Below are 26,014 nucleotides of genomic sequence, written 5' to 3' on the forward strand. Positions count from 1 at the left end.
CCTATCTGCGCAGGTCTGCCGGGCCAGTGCGTGTCAGCAGGTGTCCGCGTGAGGGCTGAATGCCAGAAAACTTTCCGATTGCGTGACAAGTCACACTTTGCACGCAGGCGGCCGAGGCCTTCATCGCCGGTTAATGCCGGCCGGCTATTGAGTCCGTCGTTGAAAAACCCTCATGCACAAGGAAACGCTTATGAAACGCGCTCTGTGGTTAGGACTGCTCGGCACTTTCGCCATCGGCACCGCGCAGGCAGCGACAGAAAAAGTCGCCATCAATCTGGTCAGCGCCGACGGTGCGCCGCAGGCGATCGGCTCGGTCACTGTCAGTGAGACGCCGTACGGCCTGTTGTTCACCCCTGATCTGAAATCCCTGCCGGCCGGCATCCATGGCTTTCATGTGCATGAAAACGGCAGTTGCGAGGCGGGTATGAAAGACGGTGTCAAAGGCGCAGCACTGGCTGCCGGCGGCCACTTCGACCCGCAAAAAACCGGCAAACACCTCGGCCCTTACGCCGATGGCCATCTCGGCGACTTGCCGGCGGTTTACGTGACAGCTGACGGCATCGCCAACTATCCCGTACTGGCGCCACGCCTGAAAAAGATTTCCGAGATCAAAGGGCACGCGCTGATGATCCACGCCGGTGGCGACAACCACGCCGACATGCCCAAGCCGCTGGGCGGTGGCGGTGATCGCATGGCCTGCGGGGTGATCTGACGCTTCTCCGTGGAAAAGACCGGGCAGCCCCGCCGTGGCGCTGCCTGCGTCTGCTTTGCAAAAACGCAGACTTTGCCCTGCCATGGAACTCCCGCCCACCAAGCCCCTCTCACATTATGTAGTCCTTCCCTTTTTGCTTCGCGCTTGTGGAGGAACACCGTCATGCGCAAGTTAGTGCTCGTTTCTTCTTTACTCCTATGCCTGCCCGTTGGCTCCGCTCTGGCAAAAGTCGATGCCGGAGATGTCGCTACCTCGGCCGGTGTCTCCGCGTCGCTGTACTCGACCTTCAAGGATCACAAAATGGTGATTCCGGCCCGTGACGACTTGTCTGCATTTGTCGCCAGTGGCGGGGCCATTCGTGGGGTTTATCTTGAATCGGTGCTGCAACAGGTTCGCCAGGACAACCCTGGCCTGAACGCCAGCGATGAAGACCTCGCCAATGCGATTCTGGTGCATTACGAAGGTTTGAATCAGTAGCGCTCACGGATCAGGCAGCCGATGGATGGCCGCTGAAGGCGCATAGGCAAAACTGTCCGACGGCCTCTATGATGGAGGCCATGACGACTTCCGTGCCCTTGCGTTCACCCTGCCCGCCCGGCGCCTGCATCTGCGGGCGCGATCCGTTGCTGGAGCAACCCGGCGCGGATCTGCGCATCTTGCGTCTGACCCGCGAGGAAGAAAAAGTCTTGCTCGCGCGCTTGGAAAAACTGAAGAATCTCGATGATCTGAAGCATCTGCAAAAGCGCATGTTCGAGCAGTTGGGTATCCGCGTCGAGGTCGCGCCCGGCTTTCACGAAGTGCGCACCATGCTCGGTATCGAAATAGAGATCGACGAGTTACCGGGGCTCTGCCGCAAGACGCGCAAGGCGATTCCCACCGCGATTCGTCGTGGCCTGAATAACAACCCCGAAATCGCCTTCGAATTGCTCAACGCCAACGACTTGCTGCGCGACACCTGATCATTTCTTCATGCCGACCCGTTTGCGCATCTCGGCGGTGATGCTCTGGCGGGTTTTCTTCAGATCCGCCCACGGTTCGTCGCCCACTTCGGCCAAGCGTTCGTGGACGTTGTGGATGTTCCACTGATTTCCGCCCTTGATCTCGGCAACCTCTTCGCGAAACAACGGCACCGACACTGGCAGACCTTCGCGAGTGCGCGCCGCGTAGGCGCAAATGGTCGTGGCGCCGAGGCCGTTGCGCAGGTAATCGATGAAGATCCTTCCGACGCGATTCTTCGGCCCCGATACCGCCGAAAAGCGGTCCGGCAACAGCTTGGCCATGTGACTGACAATCGCGTGGCTGAAGTCTTTCACCTCATCCCAGCCCAGCTTGCGCGTCAGCGGCACCACCAGGTGAATGCCCTTGCCGCCGCTGGTTTTCAGAAAGGCCTTGAGCCCCAGTTCATCGAGCACCGTCAAGGTCAGGGCCGTCGCTTCGACCATGCTTTTCCAGGGCAACGCCGGATCCGGGTCAAGGTCGAGGACGAAGCGGTCAGGCTTGTCCAGGTCAGTGGTGGTCGCGTTCCAGGTGTGCAGTTCGACTGTGCTCATCTGCACCGCGCCGATGAGCGCTTCGGCATTGTTGATGAGCATCACCGGTTGCCCGGTGAGATCTTTGTCCAGCGTGGTGATGCCGGGGATCGCCAGACGCTCGGCGTTCTTCTGAAAGAACAGCTCGCCGGCAATGCCATCCGGCGCACGCACCAGGGCGACCGGGCGATCCTTGAGCTGCGGCAGGATCCACTGCGCAACGCTGGCGTAATACTCGGCCAGTTGCATCTTGGTGGTGCCGCTGACAGCGTCGATCACCCGATCCGGGTGGGTGATGCGCACTTTGCCGCTGGCCAGACCGAGTTGCGATGGCGCCGTGTCAGCTTTTTCCGCAGGCGCTTTTTTCGCCGGTTTCTTCGCAGCGGTTTTGCTCTCGGAAGTCTTCACGGGCTTCGCTCGCTCCTCGTTGATGTCCTTGGCCGGTTTGTCATTGCGCAGACCATGAAACACAGCATGGCGCACCGAGCCGTCCTTGGTCATCTCGGCAAAAGCCACTTCGGCCAAGAGTTTCGGTTTCAGCCAGTGCACGCCTTTGGCTTCGAGTCCCGTGGGTGGATTGACCACGGCCGCGCTCTTTGTCTGCAGCGGTTTCAGTTGCGCAAGAATGCTTTTCAGCGTCGCTTCGTTGAACCCGGTGCCGACCTTGCCGGCGTAGCGCAATTCGCCGCTGTCGCGATCATGCAGGCCGAGCAACAATGCGCCGAAGGCACTGCGCGAGCCTTTCGGTTCGGTGTAGCCAACCACGACGAATTCCTGCCGATGTTTGCATTTGAGCTTGATCCAGTCGCCGCTGCGTCGGGACACGTAGGGCGAGCCGAGACGCTTGCCGATCAGCCCTTCCATCTGCATCTGGCAGGCGCTGTTGAGCAAGGCGTCCGGGGTTTCGTCAAACGCTTCGGAATAGCGCAACAGTGGATTTTTCTGGGCGCCGAGGATGGTCGACAGCGCAGCTCGCCGCTCCTCGACCGGCACTTCGCGCAAATCCACGCCGTTGAGGTACGGCAAATCAAACAAGTAGTAGAGGATGTTAGCGCTGCGCCCGACTTCGAAGGCATTTTGCAGTGCCTGAAAATCCGGCACACCGTGTTCGTTGGCGACGACCATTTCGCCGTCCAGCCAGGCCGATTCCAGCCCCAGCGCAGCCAGGGCTTCGGCCTGTTGCGGCAATTTGTGCGTCCAGTCGTGGCCGTTGCGGGTGAACAGTTGCACCTGATCATGATCGATCCGCGCCATGATCCGGTAGCCGTCGAATTTTATTTCGTAGCTCCACTGGCCTTCCGGCGCACTGTCGACCAGCGTCGCCAGCTCGGGCTTGAGCTGCGCGGGCAGTTTGGCTTTGTGCGCCCCGGTCAGCGTGCCGGTGGCTTTTTTGCGCGCTTTGGCGGCGGGTTTCTTGACCGGTTTGCTTTGCTCGGCAGCGAGTTTGGGTTTGCCGACGATCGTGCGTTCGCTGAGCACACTGTCGGGCTCGGCGACCAGCACGTCGTAATCATCCTGCGGGCGCGCGGCGTTGTCCTGATGCTTGATCAGAAACCACTGCTCCTTTTTCCCCGGCATGTGCGTGCGCACCAGATTCCAGATGCCGCCGAGTTTTTCGCCTTGCAGTTCGAACTTGAGTTTGCCCTTGGCGTAGGCCTTTTGCGGGTCCTCCTGCGGAATCCACACGCCGCGATCCCAGACGATGACGTCGCCGGCACCGTAATGCCCTTCTGGAATGCTGCCCTCGAACGTCGCGTAATCCAGCGGATGATCCTCGACATGCACCGCCAGACGCTTGACCTTGGGGTCGAGCGACGGCCCCTTCGGCACCGCCCAGCTCTTCAATGCGCCATCGAGTTCCAGGCGAAAGTCGTAATGCAGGTGCGAAGCGTCGTGCTTCTGGATGCAGAACTGCAGGGCGTGATCCGTGGCGGTTTTACCCCCCCGGCGCTTGGTCGCGGCCGGTTCCGACGTCGCCGAAAAATCGCGCATGCGGTTGTAGTCGTCGAGGTTCCTGTTCATCACACACCTGCCTTGTGTCAACCCAATCGGGTCACGGTCAGCGCCACCACGGCGATCCGGTCAACCCGCTGGTAACCGGGGTGGAGCAATTCCTCGCCGAAGACATCGGGGTCGAGTTCACGATACGTCCAGCCGAAGCGCTTTTCGTCCAGGCGTGGCAATACCGTGTCGAGAAACGGATCCCGACCGTCGACCATCGCCACACCGGTGTAGAGCAACAGCGAGCCACCGGGTGCCAGCCGATTCAGTGCCTGCTCGACAATCCGCAACGACAACCCGGCCCCCAGCGTGCCGCCGCCATGGCGATACGCGCGCCCCGCCGGATCGGCCATGTATGGTGGGTTGGCGACGATCAGATCGAACTCGCCATCGACACCTTGCAGCAGATCACTGGCGCGTGCCTCGACGTTGGCCACTTCGGCCAGCGCGGCGTTGATCGTGGTCAGGCGCAGCGCAGCAGGGTTGATGTCCAGCGCCAGCACTTGCGCTTCGCGACGGGCACGACCGATCACGATGGCGCCGACGCCGGCACCACAACCAATGTCCACGGCGCGACGGATCGGCGCAAAATTCTGCTGCAGATGAGCGTGAATCACTTGGGCGAAACGATAGGTGTCGGGCCCGAAGAACACTGCATCCGCCGCGTCAGTGGGAAACGATGAATGCACGAACAGCAAATCGTCGAGACTCGACCAACGCACCCGGCTTTTCAAATGGCCGTCGTATGCATCGATGATCTGCGCGTCTTGCAGTTGCCGTTGCTCATCGGCAGACAACAATCCCGGTTGGAACGGACGCGACCAGCCGAACACATCGCGCAGGCAATCGGCCGCTTGACCTTCGTCGCGCTGATTGACGCGCTGATGCGTGAGCGGCGTCGGGGTGATGAATCGATAACCGTCGGCCTGCAGTCGCCGACCGAGTTGCAGCAACGCCAAGTCGTTGCTGTCGAGTTGTTCTTCCTGAGTCATTGGCGGCTTCCTTAAGGCAGGCGGGATTTGAGTTCGATAAAGCGCCGAGTGGCGAGCAACCCGGCCGGGTGTGCATGCCGCGCTGGCGCGAGCCAAGGCAAGAGTGTCGCGATTTGCATGAGGGCGTCCTGACCTTGCAGCGCCGCCATGAGTTGCTGCACATCCGGATCCTGTTCAGGGACCTCGATGGCTGCCGCCATCTGACCGTGCCGCCGCGGCGCTCGCGGTTTTTCCGACGACGTCCAGTCACCGGCAATCCAGTCGTGCACAAGTTGCTTTTCATAAGCATTGAACACGCCGAACATCGCCGCGCCGTCGCCCGCGATCAGTTGCCAGAAGCGACTTGCCTGCGGGTCTTCATGGCGTTTGATCCAGCCTTTGTTCTGCAAGGCCTCAAGGAACCCGGGCAATTGCTCAGGTGCTGACAGCCATTGATTGACGGTCTGCCCTTCGAAGCGGCAGTAATCGGAATGCATGTGCTGGCCGAATGGGCGCTTGCGCTCAAGCATCGCCAGCAACGCTTGCTCCAGGTCGAAACCTTCGATGATCGCGCGACTGCCCTGCCCCAGATCATTGAGCCGATACCCCAGCGATACCCGGCGCAGAAACTCCGCGCGATCGGCCTCCAGCGGCATCAGGTCGAGAACCGCCTGCACGGCTTTTTGCGCATGGCCGGTGCTGGCATTGTCGATGGTCACGTGCAGGGTGAAGTAGTACGGATCGATCCCCAGCTCACTGAGTTCGTAACTGCTGATCAACAGGTGCAACGGCAGTTGTTCGTAGCCAAGGTTGTAGCCGATCACCTCAGGCAAGTAATCGACACCGGCGATGCCGAGGGCAAGTTGCAAAGCGCCTTGCAGATAGTGTTCATCAGCCGTTGCGCTGCTGTCTTGCAAGTCATGTTCGGCAAGGAGTTTGCGGTAGATCACCACATGGTTTTGCGCGGGGTTGCCGTCGCCGAGTTCTTCAAGATAGGTGGTCAGCAAGTCGCTGAAACGTGGATCCTGCCATTGCGGTAGCAGGCCGGCGAGCCAGGCGCCGTCAACCAGTTTGGTCGGCGCCACGGCTTGCAGAAAGTACAGCGCTTGCGCCTTGCAGGCGAAAAACTGGCGCGGCCCGCCAGCCTTGCGATGTTGCAGGTAATCGGCGTATTGGCGCCCGACGTCGGTGCAATGGTCGGCGACCCACGCGTGCCACGTCGTCGGGTCAGCCGGCAGCGGGTCGGTCAGTTGCGCAGCGTCTTGCAGTTGTTCCTGCAAGAACGCTTGCGCGAGGGCCTGAGGATCATCCTCGCGCAGCAGAGCCTCATATATTTGCCGAAGGTTCCCGGCAGGATTGATCGCTTGCGGCTGGGCCGGCGCGGAGTGCAGGCGTGTCAGGACAGTCATGGCAATGTTCTCGGTCGGTTTTGGCAGGGCGCTGTTTCACACGCCTCTAGAGCAGCAGAGGGTGTGCGCCTGTGAAAAATTCAATCGACGTGAAATTTGCCCGGACGGACGGCGACCTACGGCGCTTTCGCAGCCCCGGAAACTGGCGAAACTGCTGGAACTGCTGGAACTGCTGGAACTGCTGAAACTGCTGAAACTGCTGAAACTGCTGAAACTCACTGTAGGAGCTGCCGAAGGCTGCGATCTTTTGATCTTAAAAACAACGTCAAAAGATCGCAGCCTTCGGCAGCTCCTACATGGGTTAGATCGTGCAATTTGGTTAGATCGTGCAATGGGTTACGTGTGCAATGGGGTTGGTTGGTGCAATGGGTTACATCGTGCAATGGGTTGGATTCGCGCAGGGGCCAGGGATGGCTAGGGTTTAGGGACGATCATTTTTGGAGGGCAAGGGAATGCCTGTTGCGGCAAAAGGATGTGGTTTGAGGAAGGGGCGGTATTCGGAGGTGGGTCAGGTTTATTTGTTAACGGTTGTCGTAGACCAGCGGGTGGCGGTTTTCGCTGATTGGAGATTGGGGCGGTTGTTAGTTGAGCAATTGCGCTTGGCAGAAGAATCAGGAATGGTGCGGTCGCTGGCCTTTGTATTGATGCCCGATCACTTGCATTGGTTGGTTGAGCTGAAGCGAGGTTCTTTGGCAGAGCTGATGTGTCGAGTCAAATCACGCAGTTGTCGTTCGATCAATCTCTGCCGCAGCAGCAATGGGCGGGTATGGCAGCGCGGGTATCACGATCGGGCTTTACGGCGCGATGAGAATCTTCAGGCGACAGCACGGTATATCGTGATGAACCCTCTGCGCGCGGGGTTGGTTCGGCGCTTGGGAGATTATCCGTTGTGGGATGCGATCTTTTGACGTTGCTTCAGGCCTGACCTTTGGCCTGCTGCTCCAGGTGCACTTGCAAATCCGGATCAATCTGCAACGCCGCCGCCAGTTCATCGAGATAACTGCGTTCGGCGTCCTGCTGATCGTTCACCAGAATCACGCTGACCAGATACATCTCGGCGGCCACTGCAGGGTCGTCGTTGGCTGCTCGGGCGACTTCGTTCGCATCCAGCGGTTTGGCGACTTCGATTTCAAACCACTGCTGCAATTGTGGATCGTCGGTGTGTTTGCTGATTTCAATGTTGATCATCTGCTGTTCCCGGTCATCGATCTCACCGTCAGCCTTGGCTGCCGCGATCAGCGCGCGCAGCACCGCATGGCTGTGTTCTTCCACCTCGGGGCCTGCAAGCAGATTGGCGGTTTGCGGGATCTGTTGCGGCGCCGCGCTGGCCTGGCTGCGTTGCCAGGCTTGATACGCCTGATAGGCCATCATTCCCAGCGACGCGAGTGCCGCGTAATTGCTGCCGCCGGAACGGCTTTGCGTACCGCCCGCACCGCCACCACCGCCCAACGCCCCACCCAATGCGCCGCCCAGGCCACCGCCGGCCCCGCCGCCAAGCAACCCACCGAGCAAACCACCCAGGCCGCCAAGCCCACCAGCAGAGCCCGCGCCACTGGCAGCACCGGAACCGCCGCCGAGCAGGCCACCGAGCAAACCGCCGAGCCCGCCCAGCCCTCCGCCGGCCGAGGCGCTACCTTGTTGTCCAGCCGAGGCCTGGCCTCGCAGCAGTTGTTCGAGCAAATCGCTGGTGTTCATGACGTCATCCTCAGGCATTGGCAGTGACTGCGTCAGGCAACTCTAGACCTCTGCGGCCATAGCGCCAGCACCGTTTGGCCGACACTCAAGGCCTGGGCGGGTTTGGCCCGGGAATTTTTCCAGCCGCCAGCTAAGATTCAAGGGTGGTGAACCTTATCCCGGCCAGACCGGTCGATAGCTGCAACCCCGACCCGGTTTGCCGGCGCCCTTTGCCCAAGGGTGATAACCGGCTTGCTTCACTTTCTGGAGAACGCCCCCGTGATATCGACCGTACACATCGCCAGGCTCAAAGCATGGGGCGCCCATGGTTTTACCGCGACTGGCGTGGTCACAGCTTTCCTGGCCACCCTCGCCCTGCTGGAAAACCAACCGACCCATTGCCTGATGTGGCTGGGCGTGGCGCTGATCGTCGACGGCCTCGATGGTGCCCTGGCGCGCAAGGTCAATGTGCAATCGGTGCTGCCGAGCTTCGACGGTTCGATCCTCGATCTGGTGATCGATTACCTGACCTATGTGTTCATTCCGGCGCTGTTTATCTATCGCTACATTCCGTTGCCTGACTACACCCTGCTGCTGACGGTGTCGCTGATTCTGGTGTCGTCGCTGTTCTGTTTCTGCAACGTCAATATGAAGAGCAAGGACAACTACTTTGTCGGCTTTCCGGCGGCGTGGAATGTGGTTGCGCTGTGCCTGTACATCATCGGCCCGGGACCATGGATTACCTTCCTGACGGTGATCGGCCTGGCGCTGTTGACGGTCACGCAGATGAAGTTCCTGCACCCGTTCCGCGTGCGCCGATTCATGCCGATCAATATTGCGGTGACGGCGATCTGGCTGCTGTGCAGCTTGTCGCTGGTGCTCAATCACCCGGCGATCAACCCGCTGGTGATGGGCTTGTGGTTATTGATGTCGGCGTACTTTCTGGGCATCTGCATCTGGCGCACGGCACTGGAGTGGTTTGATCGGCCGCATCTGAAATAAGCCCCTCGAACTCAATACAAAACCTGTGGGAGCTGGCTTGCCAGCGATGGCGGTACACCCGTCGGCAAATAAGTCGACTGAATGTCCGTCATCGCTGGCAAGCCAGCTCCCACAGGGATTTCATTGATCCGGGGAGCGGCTTCAGCGTTTGTTGATGACGACTTCCAGGTATTCGCTCGGCACCACCAGCGAACCCTCCCCCGCCCGGTTCGAGCGATTGAGCAACTCCGCCAGATCACTTTCCAGTGCCTGCCCGCTCTCCGGCGGCAACGCTGCGAACGCTTTGTGCACCGGACCGTACCAATGCCGGAAGATGTCGATGAAGTGCGCCGCCGAGCGATAACGGAAGTTGAATTCCCGCCGGCTGACCCGCACCAGAAATTCGCGATCATCGAAGTGCTTGTGCAGCCACGCGTCCGAGCCCCAGTTCGACGGTGGCTGCGCTCCCGCGGGTGGCGGCAGATGGCGGCCGAGGATTTTGAACATCTGCCCGACGAAGCCTTCCGGCGTCCAGTTTGCCAGGCCAATCCGCCCGCCACGGCGACAGACCCTGCCCAACTCGGCGGCAGCCTTGTCCTGATCCGGGGCGAACATCACGCCGAAGGTCGAGAGCACCGCGTCGTAACTGTCATCTGCGAACGGCAGCGCCTCGGCGTCGGCGACTTGAAACGTCACGTCCAGATGCTCGGCCCGCGCTCGGTCCTGTCCGCGTTCCAACAGCGCCGCGACGTAATCGGTCGATGTGACCAGACACCCGCGCCGCGCCGCCGCCAGCGTCGCATTGCCGTTGCCGGCGGCGACGTCCAGCACCTGCTCATCGCAACGCAGATCACAGGCTTCGGCGAGGTTTTCGCCGACGATTTGCAAGGTGGTGCCGATCACGGCGTAGTCACCACTGGCCCAGGCGACTTTCTGGCGTTCCTTCAAGGCAGTCAGATCAATCGGGGTACTCATGAAGTCGAGCTCCGCTGCGTTCTTGTTATGGGGCACAGGGCTGTTGATGAGCCTGCTCGGCCACTATCGCGCCGAGTCGTGCCGGCGTCCCTGTCAATCGTCCGGCAACCCTGTAAAACCGAGGCTTTGCCGATGAGTGGCGAGAATTTGTAAAGGCGCTGCAACACCTCCGGGATTGCCAGTGCCGACGGATTGGTTTCTGATGCACGCTCGCCTCTGCAACGGACTCACCTGATGTCACTGCACCTCGATTGGCTGGCTCATCACTTGCACCACAGCGACCACTATGCCGAATGGATTCACCAACAGTTTCACTACGAATACGCCCACCAACCGTTAGCCGAATGGCAGCGCGAATTTGCCGAAGGGCAAAGCAACGGCGATTGGTCGTGCCTGATTGCCATGGACGGTGAACAGTTGGTCGGAGGTGCCGCGCTGGCCCGCGATGACTTGGCGCATCGGCCCGATCTGGGGCCGTGGCTGGCCTGCGTGTTCGTCGACCCCGAAGCGCGCGGCCAGGGTTTGGCGGAGCGACTGATTGAGGGGATTTGTCGGGAGGCGAAAGATCGTGGGATCGCGCGTCTGTACCTGCACACTCAGAACAAGCAGGACTACTACGCCAAGCGTGGCTGGCAGGTTCTGGAGCGGTTTCGCGCCTGGGACAACGAACAATGGCTGATGGTGCGCAACCTCTGAACCCGACACATTCCCCTGTAGGACCTGCGGCACGCTGCGATCTTTTGATCTTGTTTTGAAGATCAAAAGATCGCAGCGTGCCGCAGCGCCTACAAGGAGGGTTGTGACGGGGCGCAGTCGGGCTAGACTCATTCATGACCCAGTCGAGGGGGCCGCAGGGCGCAGCGTACGTCCTGCCCGTATCCCCGACCACCGCCCGGTGGCGCATGCCTCGACCCTCAACGCCGCCGGACTGTGATCCTGTTTCAGGAGCACACACAATGGACGAGGCCCGACTCAACGACTTCATGGGCAAACTGGTCAATGACATGGGCGGCGCGGCGATGCTGGCCAATGTCATCGTCGGCGAAGAACTCGGGCTCTACCGGGCGATGGCCGACAGCCAACCGATCAGCCCCGAAGCCCTCGCTGCAAAAACCACCTGCAACCCACGCCTGGTGCGTGAATGGCTCAGCGCCCATGCGGCGTCCGGCTACATGGAACACCACGACGGCCAGTTTCGCCTGCCGGAAGAACAGGCGCTGGCGCTGGCTGTGGAGGATTCGCCGGTGTATGTCGCCGGCGGGCTCGGCGTGGTGGCGTCGTTTTTCCATGACAAGGACAAACTGGTCAAAGCCATGCGCGGCAACGGCGCCCTGCCCTGGGGCGATCACCATCCGTGCATGTTCACCGGCACCGAACGGTTCTTTCGCCCCGGCTATAAAGGCCACCTGATCGCCGAATGGTTGCCGGCGCTGGACGGCGTTGTCGCCAAACTTGAAGACGGCGCCAAAGTTGCCGACGTCGGCTGCGGTCATGGCGCCTCGACGGTGATCATGGCCCAGGCGTTTCCCAACTCGCGTTTCGTCGGTTTCGACTACCACGCGCCGTCGATCACCGTGGCGAGCCAACGTGCGGAAGAAGGCGGCGTCAGCAGTCGGGCGAAATTTTTCCAGGGCACAGCCAAAAGCTATCCGGGCGATGACTATGACCTGATCTGCTACTTCGACTGCCTGCACGACATGGGCGACCCGGTCGGTGCTGCGCGGCATGCCTACGATTCGCTGAAAGACGACGGCACGGTGCTGCTGGTCGAGCCTTTCGCCAACGACACGCTGGACGACAACATCAATCCGGTCGGCCGATTGTTCTATGCGGCGTCAACGTTTATCTGCACGCCAAACTCGCTGTCCCAGGAAGTCGGCCTCGGACTCGGCGCGCAGGCTGGGGAAATGCGCCTGCGCAAAGTTTTCACTGAAGCCGGATTCAAACACTTCCGCCGGGCCACCCAAACACCCTTCAACCTGATCCTCGAGGCGCGTAAATAAAGGCGTGACGACAACCCTTGTGGCGAGGGGATTTATCCCCGATCGGCGACAAAGTCGTCGCAAAACCCGTAACTCGCCGTGCCTGACACACATCATTAACCGATCCCGGGGTCGCTTGGCGATCCCGCAGGAGCAAGCTCCCTCGCCACAATCCGCCCCACCACAGAGGTTGGTGCTAACCTGCTGGCACTGTCCACTTCGGAGTGCTGAGCATGTTCGACAGCCCGACCCAAGAACACCTCGACACGCTGCAACAGGCGATGGCCGACGGCGACTTCCTGGTACTGACCGGGGCCGGCATCAGCACGCCCTCCGGCATTCCGGATTATCGCGACAGCGAGGGCGTACGCCGGGGCCGGCAACCCATGATGTATCAGGAATTCCTCGCCGCCCCCGAATCACGCCGCCGCTATTGGGCGCGGGCCATGCTCGGCTGGCCGCGTGTGCGCCAGGCCCAGCCGAACGTCGCCCACGAGGCATTGGCCACGATGCAGCGCCAAGGCCAGATCAGCGGCCTGATCACGCAGAACGTCGATACCCTGCACGATCAGGCCGGCAGCCATGACGTGATTGAATTGCACGGCAGCCTGCACTGGGTGCTGTGCCTGGATTGCGCCCAGCGCAGCGAGCGCGATGCGATCCAGCAGTTGATGGAGGCGCAGAACCCGTACCTGGCCGGCGTCGATGCGGTGCAGGCGCCGGACGGCGATACCTTGCTCGATCCGGCCTTCGAAGCACGCTTTCAGACCCCGCGCTGCCCGCGCTGCGCGGGTGAGCGGCTGAAACCGGATGTGGTGTTTTTTGGCGAAAATGTGGCGGCGCAGACAGCGGCGCGGGCCATGGCTGCGGCAGAGAATGCGGCAGGCCTTCTGGTGGTTGGCTCATCGTTGATGGCGTACTCGGCGTTTCGCCTGTGCCGGGTGATTGCCGATCGCGGCAAACCGTTGATTGCGATCAATCTGGGCAAGACCCGCGCAGACGATTTGCTTGACCTGAAAATCGAAGCCTCCTGCGAACAGCTCCTGCCCCTGCTCGCCCACCACCTGAATACCCCCCTGTAGGAGCTGCCGAAGGCTGCGATCTTTTGATCTTTAAAACCAACATCAAAAGATCGCAGCCTTCGGCAGCTCCTACCGGGGATATGTGTTTCAGGCGTAGTGTTCCTGCTGAAGAATATCGAACAGTGCCTGCGCCGCCGCCGACAGTTCATTGCCCGGCTCGGTCAGCACGCCGATGGCCCGCTCGACTGAATCAATCAGTGTCAGGCAATGCGCGCCGAGTTCTTGCATCTGCTCGGCGCACAACGCCGGCACTGCGCTCACTCCCAACCCACTGGCGACCATGCGCCCGACCGTTGCCAGTTGGTGGCTTTCGAACTCTACCGGCAACTTCATGCCCCGCGCCTGCAAGTGCTCCTCCAGCATCACCCGCACTGTTGAGGGTCGTTGCAGGGTGATAAAGGGTTCCAGCAACAACGTCTGCCAGTCGATCTCGTTGCGGGCGGCCAAAAGCGAATCCTTCGGCACCACTGCGACGAAGCGATCCATGTACAGCGGCGTAAAGGTCATCGAGGTGTTCTGCATCGGCTCGAAGGCCACGCCCAGTTCAACCTGGCGATCGCGGACCATTTCCAGCACCTGCTCGTTGATCACATCGTTGACCGTAACGTTGACGTTCGGATAGCGCGCACGAAAAGTCTTGAGGATCGGTGGCAGCAGATTGCCGGCAAACGACGGCATCGCCGCCAGCGTCACGCGTCCGCGTTGCAGGCTGAAGCGCTGGCGCATTTCATCTTCGGCGTTGTCCCAGTCAGCGATCAGGCGGCGGGCCAGTGGCAGCAGCGATTCGCCTTCCGGGGTTAATGCGACGTTGCGCGTGTTACGGCTGAACAAGCGCCCGCCCAGGCCCTCTTCCAACGCCTTGATGGTCAGGCTGAGCGCCGATTGCGACAGGTGCAGGCGCTCGCAGGCCACGGCGAAGCTCAGGCTTTGCGCGACGGCGAGGAAAGCGCGGATCTGTTTGATGGTCATACTCAAGCCTCAGAATTCTCGATGCATGATCGTTCCCTCGCTCCGCGTGGGAATGCAGCCCGTGACGCTCTGCGTCACTGGACGCGGAGCGTCCATGGAGGCGTTACCACGCGGAGCGTGGGAACGATCAGCCACAGGTATTCGACGATTTCGGTGATTGTTGAGCTTTATCAATCAATCAACCTTAAAAATCAACTTAACAAATATATCCCCCAGCGCGACACTCCAACCATTCGGCTAGCCAGCCGCCCGCAAATAATAAAAGAGGTGCATATGGCAGGTTTCGACAAGCGCGTGAGTTCCTACGAGGAAGCCCTGGCCGGGCTGGAAGACGGCATGACCGTCATCGCCGGCGGCTTTGGTCTGTGCGGCATTCCGGAAAACCTGATCGCCGAGATCAAGCGCAAAGGCACCCGCGACCTCACCGTCGTCTCCAACAACTGCGGCGTCGACGGCTTTGGCCTTGGCGTGCTGCTCACCGATCGCCAGATCAGCAAAGTGATCGCCTCCTATGTTGGCGAAAACAAGCTGTTCGAAGAGCAACTGCTCAAAGGCGACATCGAAGTCATCCTGACCCCGCAAGGCACCCTCGCTGAAAAAATGCGCGCGGGCGGCGCCGGCATTCCGGCCTTCTTCACCGCCACCGGCGTCGGCACTCCCGTCGCCGATGGCAAGGAAGTGCGAGAGTTCAAGGGTCGCAAGTACCTGATGGAAGAATCCATCACCGGCGACTTCGCCATCGTCAAAGGCTGGAAAGCCGACCATTTCGGTAACGTCGTCTACCGTCACACCGCGCAGAACTTCAACCCGCTGGCCGCCACTGCCGGCAAGATCACCGTGGTCGAAGTCGAAGAAATCGTCGAACCCGGCGAGCTGGATCCGACGCAGATTCACACCCCGGGCATCTACGTCGATCGGGTCATTTGCGGCACGTTCGAAAAACGCATCGAACAGCGCACCATCCGCAAATAATTCAGGCTGACGGAGAATAACAACATGGCACTTTCCCGCGAACAAATGGCTCAGCGCGTCGCCCGCGAAATGCAGGACGGCTTCTACGTGAACCTCGGTATCGGCATTCCGACCCTGGTCGCCAACTACATTCCTGAAGGCATGGAAGTCATGCTGCAATCGGAAAACGGCCTGCTCGGCATGGGCCCGTTCCCGACTGAAGAAACCATCGACGCCGACATGATCAACGCCGGCAAACAGACCGTGACCGCACGCATCGGCGCGTCGATTTTCAACTCCGCCGAATCCTTCGCGATGATCCGCGGTGGCCACGTCGACCTGACCGTGCTCGGCGCGTTCGAAGTCGACGTCGAAGGCAACATCGCTTCGTGGATGATCCCCGGCAAACTGGTCAAGGGCATGGGCGGCGCGATGGATCTGGTGGCCGGCGCCGACAACATCATCGTGATCATGACCCACGCGTCGAAAGATGGTGAGTCCAAGCTGCTGTCCAAATGCAGCCTGCCGTTGACCGGCGCCGGTTGCATCAAGCGCGTACTGACCGACCTCGCCTACCTGGAAATCGAAAATGGCGCTTTTGTCCTCAAGGAACGCGCACCTGGCGTCAGCGTCGAGGAAATCGTCGCCAAAACCGCTGGTAAACTGATCGTCCCGGATCACGTACCGGAAATGCAGTTCGCTGCCGAGTGAGGAATTCGAAAATGCAAGACGTCGTCATTGTTGCCGCCACGCGTACCGCGATCGGCAGTTTCCAGGGCTCCCTGGCCAGCGTTTCGGCGGTGGATCTGGGCGCGGCGGTGATCCGCCAGTTGCTCGAACAAACCGGTCTGGACGGTGCGCAGGTTGATGAAGTAATCATGGGCCAGGTGTTGACCGCCGGCGCAGGTCAAAACCCCGCGCGTCAGTCGGCGATCAAGGCTGGCCTGCCGCACGCAGTACCGGCGCTGACCCTGAACAAAGTCTGTGGCTCTGGCCTCAAGGCGCTGCATTTGGGCGCGCAGGCAATCCGTTGCGGCGACGCGGACGTGATCATCGCCGGCGGCCAGGAAAACATGAGCTTGGCCAATTATGTGATGCCAGGCGCACGCACCGGTCTGCGCATGGGCCACGCGCAAATCGTCGACACCATGATCAGCGATGGTCTGTGGGATGCGTTCAACGATTACCACATGGGCATCACCGCCGAAAATCTGGTCGACAAATACGATATCAGCCGTGAGCAACAGGACGCCTTCGCTGCTGCGTCGCAGCAGAAAGCCGCCGCTGCCATCGAGGCCGGCCGCTTTGTCGATGAAATCACCCCGATCCTGATCCCGCAGCGCAAAGGCGATCCTGTTGCATTCAAGGTCGACGAGCAGCCACGCGGCGACACCACCGCTGAATCGCTGGGGAAACTGCGTGCAGCGTTCAAGAAGGACGGCAGCGTCACCGCTGGTAATGCTTCGTCGCTGAATGACGGCGCCGCCGCAGTCATCCTGATGAGCGCAGAAAAAGCCAAAGCCTTGGGTTTGCCAGTGCTGGCGAAAATCGCTGCTTATGCCAACGCGGGCGTTGACCCGGCAATCATGGGCATCGGCCCGGTGTCGGCAACCCGCCGCTGCCTGGACAAGGCTGGCTGGAACATCGAGCAGCTCGACCTGATCGAGGCCAACGAAGCCTTCGCTGCACAATCGCTGGCGGTGGCCAAGGATCTGCAATGGGATCTGAGCAAGGTCAACGTCAACGGCGGCGCCATCGCGCTGGGCCACCCGATCGGTGCATCGGGCTGCCGTGTGCTGGTGACGCTGTTGCATGAAATGATCAAGCGCGATGCGAAAAAGGGTCTGGCGACCCTGTGCATTGGCGGCGGCCAGGGTGTAGCGCTGGCGCTGGAGCGCGCGTAAGCAAGAGTTCAACGGCGGGCGGCGGACCCACGACATCCGCTGGTTGCCGGCAACAAAAAACCCGGTGCAGCTTGCGTTGCACCGGGTCTTTTTTTGTCTGGATTTTGTGTTGTGCTTTAAGGCCCCATCGCTGGCAAGCCAGCTCCCACAGTGATTGATGGTGATTACAAATATTGTGTACACCCACTACCCCTGTGGGAGCTGGCTTGCCAGCGATGGGGCCAGCCCTGGCACCACAAAACCTCAGCCAGCCAACTGCAGGATCAACCAGGCATTCGCCCCACTGATCACCACAAACAATCCCCACGCCAACACCCGCGTCGGCAGCCGATTCACAAACGGCCCCATCAGTTGTTTGTCATTGGTCATGCGAATCAGCGGATACAGCGCAAACGGCAGTTGCAGACTCAACACCACCTGGCTCATCACCAGCAACTTGCCCACCGCGTTATCGCCCATCAACCACACGCCGATAAACGCCGGAATCAGCGCCAGCCCGCGCGTAATCAAACGGCGCTGCCAGCACGGAATCCGCAGATTGAGATACCCCTCCATGATCACCTGCCCGGCGATGGTGCCGGTGAAGGTCGAACTCTGCCCGGAGGCCAGCAACGCCACGCCGAATAACACGCTGGCCAGCGCGCCACCGACCAGCGGATCGAGCAAGTGATAGGCGTCCTGAATATCGACCACGTCGGTATGCCCCGACTGGTGAAACGCCGCTGCCGCGAGAATCAGAATCGCCGAGTTGACCAGCAACGCCAGCGCCAGCGAGCCGATGGTGTCGATGCGCGCCAGTTTCACCGCGTCCTGTTTGCTCGCCAGATCCTTGCCGATCATCCGGGTCTGCACGATCGAAGTGTGCAGGTAGAGGTTATGCGGCATCACCGTCGCACCGAGAATGCCGATTGCCAGGTACAGCGGCGCCGCGTCGCTGATCGCCGACAACGAAGGTTTGAAACCTTGGAAGACGTCCGGCCAGTACGGTTTGATCAGTACCAGTTCAACGAAGAAACACACGCCGATAGTCGCGACCAGCACCAACATGATCGCTTCCAGTCGGCGGAATCCACGGTTCTGCAGAGCCAGCACCAGCAGCGTGTCGAATGCAGTCAGGGCAATGCCGAAGGTCAGCGAACAACCGAGCAACAGGTGAAACGCCAACGCACAGCCAAGTACTTCGGCGAGGTCGGTGGCGATTATCGAGATTTCCGCCAACACCCACTGCAAGCGTGCGGTCGGCGTGCTGTAGCGTTCGCGCGACAGTTGCGCCAGATCGCGGCCGGTGGCGATGCCCAGCCGCGAACACAAACATTGCACCACCATGCCCGCCAGACTCGCCAGCAACACCACGAACAACAGGCTGTAGCCAAACCGCGAACCGGCCTCGATCGCAGTCGCCCAGTTGCCCGGATCCATGTAGCCGATCGACACCAGCAAACCGGGGCCGGCGAAACGCAGCACGCGTTTGAAGAAGGGGGCGTTGGGGTCGACCGCGACACTGCCGGCCACTTCCGGTGGGCAAAACGGCGCGGTGGCGATTTTGGGCAAACTGAATTTCACGCACACATCCAGAAACAAGTCGGAAAGACGCAGCTTAGACGTTTCAGCGGTGACGTTGAAGATCAAAAGATCGCACCTGTAGGAGTTGCCGCAGGCTGCGATCTTTTGATCTTATCGGCTCGCGCCCAACAATTGCTCGCGCAATTCGGGGCTACGGGTGCGCGGATCCAGCCAGATGTCGAAAAACGCCCTGGCGAACTGTGGATCATCGATTTCATGCTGCAATTGCTGCCCGACGAAAAACCGTGCGCCCTGCCCCGGCAGATAGACGCCGGTGATGCGCGTACCGGCCTGCACGTCGACGAAGGATTGCTGCATCTGAATCTGCCAACCGGCCAGTTGCGCCGGGCTGACGCGAGGGCCGGCCAGGCGCTTGATTTCATCGAGGCTGGCCTTGACCAGATCATCGCGAGAAATGTTGCGGCGGTAGATCAGTTCCAGCGCAAAGGGCTGCCCCTCCGCCAATGGCCGCGCGGCACTCCAAAGCCGGGCGTTGTAGACATCGAAACCGAATACGCTGAAATCGCCGGTGCCGATGATTTGCGCGCCGGGCACGGCGTCCTGCCAATTGGCCCAGGTCGGCGTCAACAACAGGGCCCACAAGCCTATGCCGCAGCATCCCCGCAACACCTTCGGTGTTCTGTTCATCGCGGCATCGACTCCGGCAAGCCCTGATAATCAGAGCATAGTCGGCTATCCGCCCGAGCACTTTGTATACAATTTTCGTACAACGATGCAGCAATCCACGATCGACGATGCTAACGTGAGCGTCTCTCACTCGACGGAGCCACCTGCGTGCTGATCCTCAAACTGCTGCTGATTCCCGGATTTCTCTTGCTGATTTCTCTGGCGGGCAAGCGTTGGGGGCCGAGTGTGGCCGGGTGGCTGTCGGGGTTGCCGGTGGTGGTCGGGCCGATTCTGTTTTTCCTCGCCATCGAACAGGGGCCGCAGTTTGCCGCGCATTCAGCAGTGGCGGCGCTGTCGGCGATGTTCGCAATGATTGCCTTCTGCATCACCTATGCGCAGGTCGCACAACGGGCGAACTGGCCGTGGGCGCTGGCGATATCAATGACAGTCTGGGCTGTGTTGGCGCTGCTGCTGTCGCTGATTCCACCGTCGCTGCCGTTTTCGGTGGTGGCGGCGGCGGTTGCCCTGCTCGCCTCGCCATATCTGTTTCCGGATGTGCAACCGGTGCTGAATGGTACGGCGCCGAAGTCGGACAAACTGATCTGGCGGATGATTGCCGGTGCGGCTTTGACGTTGCTGGTGACGATGCTCGCCAGCACCGTCGGCGAACGCTGGAGCGGTTTGCTCGCGGTGTTCCCGGTGCTCGGCAGTGTGATGGCGGTGTTTTCCCAGCAGACACGCGGCCCGGCGTTTACCGCAGCATTACTGCGCGCGACGGCGACGGGGATGTATTCGTTTTCGGCGTTTTGCCTGGTGTCGGCGCTGACGTTGCCGAGCATGGGGCTGAGTGGGTTTGCGGTGGGTGTGGCTGTGTCGGTGGCGATGCTTGGCGTTACCCGCAAGCTGCTGGCAAAACCGCCTTCCTCTAAAACGCCCCAGCCTCAAAGTTGAAACCGTCCCCTGTGGCGAGGGGATTTATCCCCGCTCGGCTGCGCAGCAGTCGTAAAAAAGATGGGCGCGCTGCGCACGCCAGCGGGGATAAATCCCCTCGCCACAGGTAAGTCGCCAACTCAAAACCATGTTCAGACGAGCCGGGCTGGAGTGCCAGTCCTCTGCATGGGATGATCGCCCGCCCAAGCGCGACCATCCCCTGGAGATTCGAATGTCATTGTTGAGCAAAAAAGCCGTTGTCCTTTTACTCGCGGCAGTCGCCGGCCTCGGCGCCATCAATGCTCAGGCGGCCAAGGCCAAGGACACGGGCAGCGAGAAGGTCTCGATGCTCGATGGCAAGTTCACCTTCGTCCTGCCCAAAGGCTTCGTCGCCGACCCGCTGCCGGCCGGCCCGACGGGCGCCAAAGGCACGATGTACACCAACCAGACCACCAAAACCGTGGTCATCGCCGCCGAGAACGTGATTCCCGAAGGCAACAACGTCAAGGACAACGACAGTGCGTTCCTCGACGGCACCGTGTCGGACTTCATCGACGCCCAACGTAAGGCGCTGCCGGACTTCAACAAACTCACCGAGAAAAGTCTGACGCAGAAAAGCAGCGGCCTCGGCCTGCGCCAAGTCGACAGCACCGCTACCCAAGGTGGCGGCCAGACCCTCAACACCACGTTGATGGCCGGCTCCGGCACGCACATGGCCTTGGTTCAGGTGATTTCCCGGGTCAGCGACAAGGCTGGCCACGATAAGCTGGTGAAAACCATCCTCAAGGATTGAGCTGCTGCAACCAACCGTTCAAATCCCGCAGTTCGGCCGCACTGATGCTGTGGCCGACGCCGGGATAAGCGTGAAATTGTGGTTTGTAGTCGAGCTTCTCCAGCATGGCTTTGGCTTCGGTGCCGTCGTGGTACGGCACTCGATCATCGGCAGTACCGTGGCCGATGAAGATGCTCAGCGGCAGCGGTTGTTGTTCGGCCTTCAGCTCGGTTTTTAACACCGGCAACAAGCGCCCGCTCAACGCCGCGATACCGCCAACAGCTGCCGGCGGTCGCAAGCCCACTTCGTAGGTCATCATCGCGCCCTGACTGAAACCGATCAGGTACACCTTGTCCGGGGTGGTGTGATATTTCTTCGCCGCTTGCGCGACAAAATCCCGCAGTTTCTGGCCGCTGACCTTCAGATCATCGGTCTCGCCGTTGTAGGCACCTTCGCCTTTCTTGCGAAACCATTGATAACGTCCTTCGCCCAACGACAACGGTGCCTGCACTGACAGGTAGTTGTACTGCGCTGGCAGCTGGAATTTCATGCCGATCAGATCAGCTTCGTTACTGCCGTAACCGTGCAGAAAAATCACCAGCGGACGCGGCTCGGCGTCCGCGTGAACTTGCTCGATGTACTTGAGCGGCAGATCGTTTTGCAGCGTGGTTTGCGCATGAACGGCGGTGGACGCCAACAGGGTCAACAGAGCAAACGCCTTCAACATAGAGCCTTCCTTCACAGAGTGTCGGGTTTGCGGGTGAGCCTAACATTCCCCGGCAAAGATCCATATGCGGCGGTGCTTTCGATGCCGACATCGCTGGCAAGCCAGCTCCCACAGGATTTGTGTGAACACCTTCATTCACTGTGGGAGCTGGCTTGCCAGCGATGAGGCCAGCGGATTCAGCGTAAACCCTCAGTCGTTAGTCAGCTTCCCGGTACGAAACGCTACCCGCCCCGCCACTTTCGCCTGCCAGATCCCAGGCTCCGTATAACGCCCACGATCAATCGCAAACAGCACGCCGCTAGTGCCGGCGCGCACGGTGCTTACGCGATCCTGCAAAGGATCAACCACTTCGAACAGCGCATCGCCCTTCTCCACCCACTCGCCGGCATTGCGCAGGAAACTCACCACACCATGATGCGGGGCGAACAGGTATTCGGTGCCTTCAAACGGCAAGCCCTCGCAGCAGTCGGCCGGTGCCGCCGGCCATTCGCCGTCGATGAAGCCCTGCTCGGCGAGGAAGCCCAGAATCGCCTCGCAATTGGCCTGCGCCTGATCGACCCGAGTATCGCCCATGCTGCCCAGCTCCAGCGTGGTTGCCAGGTTCGCCGGGGGAATTGCCGCGTCAGGAAAGGTGCGCGCCAGACGCAGCCATGGCGAAGAACAGGATTCATCAAACGAGCTGCCGCCGGAGTCTTCACACAACAGCGCCACACCGGCTTTCAGGCGTGCGGCCAGCGATTGCCATTGTGGCCAGTGTTGCGGCAACGCATACAAGTGAATCGCAGCGTCAAAATCGCAGTGCAGGTCGAGGGTGATGTCGGCGTCGCAGGCATGACGCAGCAGCAGACGATGCAGCGCCTCCAGTTGCGAGGCCGGGGCTGGCAAGTCATCGAAAACCTGGAGCATCGTTTGGCGGATCAGCGCGATGTTGGCGGCGGCATCCGCGCCCAGGCGCTCACCGACCAACGCCGCCACCGGGGTGCTCAGTTCGACGAAAGCGCGATTGAAATTCTTGCCACTGCCCAGCTCGAAGCGCCCCATGTGCGCGCCCTGCAGATGCTGATCGAGACCAATCGGGTTGGCCACCGGCACCAACTCGATCACGCCGTGTAAACGCCCTTGCTGCTCAAGTTCGTTTAGGCGCTGCTTGAGTTCCCACGCGGTGCGCATGCCCGGCAATTCATCGGCGTGCAGGCTGGCCTGGATGTACACCTTGCGCGCGCCGGCGCCATAACGAAACACGCTGAGGGAGCGCTCGCTGCCCAAGTGGCTCCAAGGCAGGACATGATCGATACGTTGCATGGGAAGACTCCTCAATAGCTGGATCACACAGATCCGCTGTAGGAGTGAGCCTGCTCGCGATAGCGGTTTTACATTCAGCACCGATGGCACCTGACATACCGCTATCGCGAGCAGGCTCACTCCTACAGGGTCTGGTCACAATTAAAACGCAAAAAAAGTGGCCACCGCGCAAACGGGGCCACTTTTTTCCTACGGCGTATTAATGGCCGTAAACGTCAAAGTCGAAGTACTTGTCCTGCACTTGCTTGTACTTGCCATTGGCGCGGATTTCGCTGATTGCCTTGTTGAATTGCTCGGCCAGCGCGGTATCGCCCTTGCGCACAGCAATGCCGGCGCCGCCGCCGAAGTACTTGGCGTCTTCGTAGGTCGGGCCAACGAATTCGAAGCCTTTGCCGGCGTCGGTTTTCAGGAAACCGTCGCTGAGGTTGACCGAGTCGGCCAGCATCGCGTCAAGACGACCCGAAGTCATGTCGAGGTTGGCTTCCTGCTGCGAACCGTAACGTACCAGGTCGATCCCGGCTGGAACCAGTACTTCGGTGGCGAAACGGTCGTGGGTACTGGCACGCAGCACGCCGACTTTCTTGCCTTTGAGCTGGGTCAGCGGGTCGGTGATGTTCGAGCCGGCCTTCATCACGAAGCGGGCCGGGGTGTGGTAGTACTTGATGGTGAAATCGACGTTTTTCTTACGGTCATCAGTGATGGTCATCGAGGACAGGATCGCGTCGATTTTTTTCACTTTCAGTGCCGGGATCAGGCCATCGAACTCTTGCTCGACCCAGGTACATTTGACTTTCATCTGCTCGCACAGCGCATCGCCGATGTCCACATCGAAACCGGCGAGTTTGCCGTCAGGGGTTTTCATCGAGAATGGCGGGTAACCGGCTTCGATACCGATGCGGATCGGCTTGGCGTCTTCGGCCACAGCGGTCAGGGACAACATCGACAGTGCCAGGGCACCGAACATCACTAGCTTCTTCATTTATTACTCCTGTGTGCGGAGGCTTTTATTGGCAGCTTTCGATTCAGCGTTCAGTCATGGCCATTTGGCGGCAAATACTGAAGTGGCCGGCAGTCTATGGCGGCGCGCACAGGGTAAATTGTGTTGATGCGACAAATACTTACAAAAAACCGGCGAGACAATTCAGCAACATCAAAGGCTGTAGGAAAAACACCAATCCCCCTGTAGGAGCTGCCGCAGGCTGCGATCTGTTGATCTTTTTAACGACACGGATCAAAAGTTCGCAGCCTGCGGCAGCTCCTACAAGGTTCAGCATTCGCAGGGGAATGCGCTGCGGGCGGGTTGCGCCACGCTCAGTTGGAATCCTTCGTCCAGCCACCCGGTCACGCCACCGATCATCTCTTTGACCGGGTAACCCAGCGCCGCCAGTTTTACCGCCGCCTTGTTCGCGCCGTTGCAGTGCGGGCCGGCGCAATAGACCACGAACAGCGTGGTTTTCGGGTAAATCGCCAAGCCTTCAGCCGTGAGCAATCGCGTCGGAATATTGATGGCCCCGGGTACATGGCCGCGCTCAAAGGCCAGCGGCCCGCGCACGTCGACCAGCACGAAGTCGACCTCGGCGACCTCTTGGCTGCTGTAGACGTCGGAACAATCGGTTTCGAAGGTCAGACGGTTGCTGAAATGCATCAGGGCGATGGCCGAAGGGGCGGCGGGAATGTCGCGAACCAGGCTAGGCATAAGGGGTTGCTCCTGTGTCTCGTTGGGGATGAACAGACTTTATCCAGCCGCCGCGAATCGCTACAGTGGCGCACAAGACACTCACCGGGAATTTTCCGCCAAATGCCGACATCACCAGGTCTGGTTGCGATTCTGGCCTACGACGGCCTCTGCACGTTCGAATTCGGCATTGCCGTGGAGATCTTCGGCCTGGCGCGTCCCGAGTTCGAGTTTCCGTGGTACGAACACGCGATTGCGGCGGTCGATCCAGGCCCGATGCGCGCCATGGGCGGGATTCAGGTGTTGGCCGATGGCGGTCTGGAACTGCTGGCCGAAGCCCGCACGATCATCATCCCCGGCTGGCGCGACCGGAACGCCACGGTGCCGCCGGCACTGATCGACGCACTGCGTCAGGCCCACGCCCGAGGGGCGCGGCTGTTGTCGATCTGCTCCGGAGTGTTCGTGCTGGCGGCCAGCGGTTTGCTCGACGGCCATGGCGCGACGACGCACTGGCGCTACACCACGGAACTGGCGCAGCGCTTTCCGGCCATCGCGGTCGATCCAGATGTGCTGTACGTCGACTCTGGCCAGTTGATCACTTCCGCTGGCAGCGCTGCCGGGATTGATGCCTGCCTGCATCTGGTGGCGCGGGACTTCGGCACTCAAGTGGCCAACGCCGTAGCTCGCCGACTGGTGATGTCGCCGCAACGCACCGGCGGCCAGGCGCAGTTCATTCCGACGCCCGTGAGCCCGACGCCGCGCAACGATCTGTCACGCGTCATGCAATGGGCCCGCGAGCGTCTGCATGAGCCGCTGGAGGTGCGCGACCTGGCCAGCGAGGCGGCGATGAGCGAACGGACCTTTCTGCGGCGATTTACCGAGGCCAGTGGCCAATCACCCAAGGCGTGGCTGCAGCACGAACGACTGGCGCGAGCGCGGGAGCTGCTGGAGAGCACGCCGCAGAACACCGAGCAGATTGCTCAGCGTTGCGGGTATCGCTCGGTGGAGAGTTTTCGGGTGGCGTTTCGCACGGTGGTCGGCGTGCCGCCCTCAGTGTATCGCGAGCGGTTTGGGCGAGGGGTCAATGCCGATTCCTGAGGTGTGGTCGATGGCCCAATCGCTGGAAAGCCAGCTCCCACAGGGTTTGCGCTGACTGACGATGTGTGAACAACACAAATACCTGTAGGAGCAAGGCTTGCCCGCGATGGCGGTGGATCAGATGGCATCAATTCAAGCTATGCCGACGCCTTTTCCACAATGATCAGCACTGTTGCCACT

Annotated in this window: 27 protein-coding genes; 15 read left to right on the forward strand and 12 right to left on the reverse strand. The window is 60.6% G+C overall.

Going from position 1 to position 26,014, the window contains the following annotated elements:
* The first annotated feature begins 190 nt into the window (after positions 1-190).
* The 3 genes from sodC to ACQ4MY_RS19935 all read left to right on the forward strand — a co-directional run bounded on the left by sodC (position 191) and on the right by ACQ4MY_RS19935 (position 1,671).
* The gene (gene sodC, locus ACQ4MY_RS19925) at positions 191-712 is read left to right on the forward strand and encodes a superoxide dismutase [Cu-Zn] SodC (RefSeq protein ID WP_440096223.1); all 522 of its coding nucleotides are present in this window, start codon (positions 191-193) and stop codon (positions 710-712) included.
* Between the two features lie 162 nt (positions 713-874).
* Positions 875-1,189 (forward strand): DUF2388 domain-containing protein, encoded by a 315-nt coding sequence (locus ACQ4MY_RS19930; protein ID WP_008082402.1) that lies wholly within the window; start codon positions 875-877, stop codon positions 1,187-1,189.
* Between the two features lie 80 nt (positions 1,190-1,269).
* The gene (locus ACQ4MY_RS19935) at positions 1,270-1,671 is read left to right on the forward strand and encodes a hypothetical protein (protein ID WP_177323315.1); all 402 of its coding nucleotides are present in this window, start codon (positions 1,270-1,272) and stop codon (positions 1,669-1,671) included.
* Here the strand turns inward: ACQ4MY_RS19935 and ligD are convergent, their stop codons facing one another.
* From ligD to ACQ4MY_RS19950, 3 genes are read right to left on the reverse strand one after another with little or no spacing between them, the layout of a single operon-like run.
* Positions 1,672-4,263 (reverse strand): DNA ligase D, encoded by a 2,592-nt coding sequence (gene ligD, locus ACQ4MY_RS19940; RefSeq protein ID WP_440096224.1) that lies wholly within the window; start codon positions 4,261-4,263, stop codon positions 1,672-1,674.
* Between the two features lie 17 nt (positions 4,264-4,280).
* Complete coding sequence (locus ACQ4MY_RS19945; protein WP_440096225.1) at positions 4,281-5,234, reverse strand: methyltransferase; 954 nt, start codon at positions 5,232-5,234, stop codon at positions 4,281-4,283.
* 11 nt (positions 5,235-5,245) lie between these two features.
* Positions 5,246-6,622 (reverse strand): iron-containing redox enzyme family protein, encoded by a 1,377-nt coding sequence (locus ACQ4MY_RS19950; RefSeq protein ID WP_440096226.1) that lies wholly within the window; start codon positions 6,620-6,622, stop codon positions 5,246-5,248.
* Between ACQ4MY_RS19950 and ACQ4MY_RS19955 the strand changes: the two genes are divergently transcribed.
* Both ACQ4MY_RS19955 and ACQ4MY_RS19960 read left to right on the forward strand, forming a co-directional pair.
* Complete coding sequence (locus tag ACQ4MY_RS19955; RefSeq protein ID WP_440096227.1) at positions 6,621-7,040, forward strand: hypothetical protein; 420 nt, start codon at positions 6,621-6,623, stop codon at positions 7,038-7,040. The two genes, ACQ4MY_RS19950 and ACQ4MY_RS19955, sit on opposite strands and share 2 nt — an antisense overlap.
* A gap of 34 nt (positions 7,041-7,074) precedes the next feature.
* Positions 7,075-7,530 (forward strand): REP-associated tyrosine transposase, encoded by a 456-nt coding sequence (locus ACQ4MY_RS19960; protein ID WP_440096228.1) that lies wholly within the window; start codon positions 7,075-7,077, stop codon positions 7,528-7,530.
* 7 nt (positions 7,531-7,537) lie between these two features.
* Here the strand turns inward: ACQ4MY_RS19960 and ACQ4MY_RS19965 are convergent, their stop codons facing one another.
* A complete protein-coding gene (locus tag ACQ4MY_RS19965; RefSeq protein ID WP_440096229.1) occupies positions 7,538-8,317 on the reverse strand; it encodes a tellurite resistance TerB family protein in 780 nt (259 codons plus the stop codon).
* 258 nt (positions 8,318-8,575) lie between these two features.
* Here ACQ4MY_RS19965 and pcsA point away from each other — a divergent pair, with 258 nt between their 5' ends.
* On the forward strand, positions 8,576-9,298 hold the full coding sequence (gene pcsA, locus ACQ4MY_RS19970; protein WP_440096230.1) for a phosphatidylcholine synthase: 723 nt from the start codon (positions 8,576-8,578) through the stop codon (positions 9,296-9,298).
* Positions 9,299-9,439: 141 nt separating this feature from the next.
* Here pcsA and ACQ4MY_RS19975 read toward each other — a convergent pair whose 3' ends face one another.
* Positions 9,440-10,252 carry a class I SAM-dependent methyltransferase gene (locus ACQ4MY_RS19975; protein WP_045123160.1) on the reverse strand — a complete coding sequence of 271 codons (813 nt, stop codon included), beginning with the start codon at positions 10,250-10,252 and terminating at the stop codon, positions 9,440-9,442.
* Between the two features lie 234 nt (positions 10,253-10,486).
* Between ACQ4MY_RS19975 and ACQ4MY_RS19980 the strand changes: the two genes are divergently transcribed.
* The 3 genes from ACQ4MY_RS19980 (at position 10,487) to ACQ4MY_RS19990 (ending at position 13,316) form a co-directional block, all read left to right on the forward strand.
* Positions 10,487-10,948, forward strand: a complete 462-nt coding sequence (locus tag ACQ4MY_RS19980; protein ID WP_440096231.1) for a GNAT family N-acetyltransferase — start codon at positions 10,487-10,489, stop codon at positions 10,946-10,948.
* 260 nt (positions 10,949-11,208) lie between these two features.
* The gene (locus tag ACQ4MY_RS19985) at positions 11,209-12,255 is read left to right on the forward strand and encodes a class I SAM-dependent methyltransferase (RefSeq protein ID WP_440096232.1); all 1,047 of its coding nucleotides are present in this window, start codon (positions 11,209-11,211) and stop codon (positions 12,253-12,255) included.
* Positions 12,256-12,467: 212 nt separating this feature from the next.
* A complete protein-coding gene (locus ACQ4MY_RS19990; RefSeq protein ID WP_440096233.1) occupies positions 12,468-13,316 on the forward strand; it encodes an NAD-dependent protein deacetylase in 849 nt (282 codons plus the stop codon).
* 87 nt (positions 13,317-13,403) lie between these two features.
* Here ACQ4MY_RS19990 and ACQ4MY_RS19995 read toward each other — a convergent pair whose 3' ends face one another.
* The gene (locus ACQ4MY_RS19995; RefSeq protein ID WP_440096234.1) at positions 13,404-14,285 is read right to left on the reverse strand and encodes a LysR substrate-binding domain-containing protein; all 882 of its coding nucleotides are present in this window, start codon (positions 14,283-14,285) and stop codon (positions 13,404-13,406) included.
* Positions 14,286-14,558: 273 nt separating this feature from the next.
* Here ACQ4MY_RS19995 and ACQ4MY_RS20000 point away from each other — a divergent pair, with 273 nt between their 5' ends.
* The 3 genes from ACQ4MY_RS20000 to ACQ4MY_RS20010 are packed head-to-tail and all read left to right on the forward strand — an operon-like array spanning position 14,559 to position 17,140.
* The gene (locus ACQ4MY_RS20000; protein WP_440096235.1) at positions 14,559-15,257 is read left to right on the forward strand and encodes a CoA transferase subunit A; all 699 of its coding nucleotides are present in this window, start codon (positions 14,559-14,561) and stop codon (positions 15,255-15,257) included.
* A 24-nt stretch (positions 15,258-15,281) separates the two neighbouring features.
* On the forward strand, positions 15,282-15,947 hold the full coding sequence (locus ACQ4MY_RS20005) for a CoA transferase subunit B (RefSeq protein ID WP_008082425.1): 666 nt from the start codon (positions 15,282-15,284) through the stop codon (positions 15,945-15,947).
* 11 nt (positions 15,948-15,958) lie between these two features.
* Positions 15,959-17,140 carry an acetyl-CoA C-acetyltransferase gene (locus ACQ4MY_RS20010; protein WP_440096236.1) on the forward strand — a complete coding sequence of 394 codons (1,182 nt, stop codon included), beginning with the start codon at positions 15,959-15,961 and terminating at the stop codon, positions 17,138-17,140.
* Positions 17,141-17,383: 243 nt separating this feature from the next.
* Here the strand turns inward: ACQ4MY_RS20010 and ACQ4MY_RS20015 are convergent, their stop codons facing one another.
* Together ACQ4MY_RS20015 and ACQ4MY_RS20020 are read right to left on the reverse strand one after the other, a co-directional pair.
* Positions 17,384-18,703 carry an Nramp family divalent metal transporter gene (locus ACQ4MY_RS20015; RefSeq protein ID WP_440096237.1) on the reverse strand — a complete coding sequence of 440 codons (1,320 nt, stop codon included), beginning with the start codon at positions 18,701-18,703 and terminating at the stop codon, positions 17,384-17,386.
* 111 nt (positions 18,704-18,814) lie between these two features.
* Positions 18,815-19,351: a chalcone isomerase family protein gene (locus ACQ4MY_RS20020; RefSeq protein ID WP_008082442.1), complete on the reverse strand. Its 537-nt coding sequence runs from the start codon at positions 19,349-19,351 to the stop codon at positions 18,815-18,817.
* Positions 19,352-19,498: 147 nt separating this feature from the next.
* On the opposite strand from ACQ4MY_RS20020, the gene ACQ4MY_RS20025 reads away from it, so the two are divergent.
* Positions 19,499-20,281, forward strand: a complete 783-nt coding sequence (locus tag ACQ4MY_RS20025; protein ID WP_440096238.1) for a hypothetical protein — start codon at positions 19,499-19,501, stop codon at positions 20,279-20,281.
* 211 nt (positions 20,282-20,492) lie between these two features.
* Positions 20,493-21,053, forward strand: coding sequence for a hypothetical protein (locus ACQ4MY_RS20030; RefSeq protein ID WP_440096239.1), 561 nt, complete (start codon positions 20,493-20,495; stop codon positions 21,051-21,053).
* On the opposite strand, the gene ACQ4MY_RS20035 is transcribed toward ACQ4MY_RS20030, so the two are convergent.
* From ACQ4MY_RS20035 to ACQ4MY_RS20050, 4 genes are all read right to left on the reverse strand, one after another.
* Positions 21,043-21,759, reverse strand: a complete 717-nt coding sequence (locus tag ACQ4MY_RS20035; protein ID WP_440096240.1) for an alpha/beta hydrolase — start codon at positions 21,757-21,759, stop codon at positions 21,043-21,045. The two genes, ACQ4MY_RS20030 and ACQ4MY_RS20035, sit on opposite strands and share 11 nt — an antisense overlap.
* Positions 21,760-21,948: 189 nt before the next feature.
* The gene (locus ACQ4MY_RS20040; protein ID WP_440096241.1) at positions 21,949-23,061 is read right to left on the reverse strand and encodes a succinylglutamate desuccinylase/aspartoacylase family protein; all 1,113 of its coding nucleotides are present in this window, start codon (positions 23,059-23,061) and stop codon (positions 21,949-21,951) included.
* Positions 23,062-23,260: 199 nt separating this feature from the next.
* Positions 23,261-24,040: an ABC transporter substrate-binding protein gene (locus ACQ4MY_RS20045; RefSeq protein ID WP_158831766.1), complete on the reverse strand. Its 780-nt coding sequence runs from the start codon at positions 24,038-24,040 to the stop codon at positions 23,261-23,263.
* A 288-nt stretch (positions 24,041-24,328) separates the two neighbouring features.
* On the reverse strand, positions 24,329-24,757 hold the full coding sequence (locus tag ACQ4MY_RS20050) for a rhodanese-like domain-containing protein (protein WP_440096242.1): 429 nt from the start codon (positions 24,755-24,757) through the stop codon (positions 24,329-24,331).
* 102 nt (positions 24,758-24,859) lie between these two features.
* Between ACQ4MY_RS20050 and ftrA the strand changes: the two genes are divergently transcribed.
* Positions 24,860-25,834, forward strand: coding sequence for a transcriptional regulator FtrA (gene ftrA, locus ACQ4MY_RS20055; protein WP_440096243.1), 975 nt, complete (start codon positions 24,860-24,862; stop codon positions 25,832-25,834).
* The last annotated feature ends 180 nt before the right edge of the window (positions 25,835-26,014 follow it).

It is taken from the genome of Pseudomonas sp. SM4 (genome assembly GCF_051913165.1).
In the GTDB taxonomy this organism is placed as follows: Bacteria; Pseudomonadota; Gammaproteobacteria; order Pseudomonadales; family Pseudomonadaceae; genus Aquipseudomonas.

Bases quoted from the DNA above. Each gene is read 5' to 3' on its own strand.
- ACQ4MY_RS19960 (WP_440096228.1), top strand. From the start codon at position 7,075: ATGCCTGTTGCGGCAAAAGGATGTGGTTTGAGGAAGGGGCGGTATTCG.
- ACQ4MY_RS19990 (WP_440096233.1), top strand. From the start codon at position 12,468: ATGTTCGACAGCCCGACCCAAGAACACCTCGACACGCTGCAACAGGCG.
- ACQ4MY_RS19945 (WP_440096225.1), bottom strand. From the start codon at position 5,234: ATGACTCAGGAAGAACAACTCGACAGCAACGACTTGGCGTTGCTGCAA.
- ACQ4MY_RS20000 (WP_440096235.1), top strand. From the start codon at position 14,559: ATGGCAGGTTTCGACAAGCGCGTGAGTTCCTACGAGGAAGCCCTGGCC.
- ACQ4MY_RS20020 (WP_008082442.1), bottom strand. From the start codon at position 19,351: ATGAACAGAACACCGAAGGTGTTGCGGGGATGCTGCGGCATAGGCTTG.
- ACQ4MY_RS19950 (WP_440096226.1), bottom strand. From the start codon at position 6,622: ATGACTGTCCTGACACGCCTGCACTCCGCGCCGGCCCAGCCGCAAGCG.
- ACQ4MY_RS19975 (WP_045123160.1), bottom strand. From the start codon at position 10,252: ATGAGTACCCCGATTGATCTGACTGCCTTGAAGGAACGCCAGAAAGTC.
- ACQ4MY_RS20050 (WP_440096242.1), bottom strand. From the start codon at position 24,757: ATGCCTAGCCTGGTTCGCGACATTCCCGCCGCCCCTTCGGCCATCGCC.
- ACQ4MY_RS19980 (WP_440096231.1), top strand. From the start codon at position 10,487: ATGTCACTGCACCTCGATTGGCTGGCTCATCACTTGCACCACAGCGAC.
- ACQ4MY_RS19930 (WP_008082402.1), top strand. From the start codon at position 875: ATGCGCAAGTTAGTGCTCGTTTCTTCTTTACTCCTATGCCTGCCCGTT.
- ACQ4MY_RS19935 (WP_177323315.1), top strand. From the start codon at position 1,270: ATGACGACTTCCGTGCCCTTGCGTTCACCCTGCCCGCCCGGCGCCTGC.
- ACQ4MY_RS20005 (WP_008082425.1), top strand. From the start codon at position 15,282: ATGGCACTTTCCCGCGAACAAATGGCTCAGCGCGTCGCCCGCGAAATG.
- sodC (WP_440096223.1), top strand. From the start codon at position 191: ATGAAACGCGCTCTGTGGTTAGGACTGCTCGGCACTTTCGCCATCGGC.
- ACQ4MY_RS19965 (WP_440096229.1), bottom strand. From the start codon at position 8,317: ATGAACACCAGCGATTTGCTCGAACAACTGCTGCGAGGCCAGGCCTCG.
- ligD (WP_440096224.1), bottom strand. From the start codon at position 4,263: ATGAACAGGAACCTCGACGACTACAACCGCATGCGCGATTTTTCGGCG.
- ACQ4MY_RS20010 (WP_440096236.1), top strand. From the start codon at position 15,959: ATGCAAGACGTCGTCATTGTTGCCGCCACGCGTACCGCGATCGGCAGT.
- ACQ4MY_RS20035 (WP_440096240.1), bottom strand. From the start codon at position 21,759: ATGTTGAAGGCGTTTGCTCTGTTGACCCTGTTGGCGTCCACCGCCGTT.
- ACQ4MY_RS19955 (WP_440096227.1), top strand. From the start codon at position 6,621: ATGGCAATGTTCTCGGTCGGTTTTGGCAGGGCGCTGTTTCACACGCCT.
- ACQ4MY_RS20040 (WP_440096241.1), bottom strand. From the start codon at position 23,061: ATGCAACGTATCGATCATGTCCTGCCTTGGAGCCACTTGGGCAGCGAG.
- ftrA (WP_440096243.1), top strand. From the start codon at position 24,860: ATGCCGACATCACCAGGTCTGGTTGCGATTCTGGCCTACGACGGCCTC.
- ACQ4MY_RS19995 (WP_440096234.1), bottom strand. From the start codon at position 14,285: ATGACCATCAAACAGATCCGCGCTTTCCTCGCCGTCGCGCAAAGCCTG.
- ACQ4MY_RS20045 (WP_158831766.1), bottom strand. From the start codon at position 24,040: ATGAAGAAGCTAGTGATGTTCGGTGCCCTGGCACTGTCGATGTTGTCC.
- ACQ4MY_RS19985 (WP_440096232.1), top strand. From the start codon at position 11,209: ATGGACGAGGCCCGACTCAACGACTTCATGGGCAAACTGGTCAATGAC.
- ACQ4MY_RS20030 (WP_440096239.1), top strand. From the start codon at position 20,493: ATGTCATTGTTGAGCAAAAAAGCCGTTGTCCTTTTACTCGCGGCAGTC.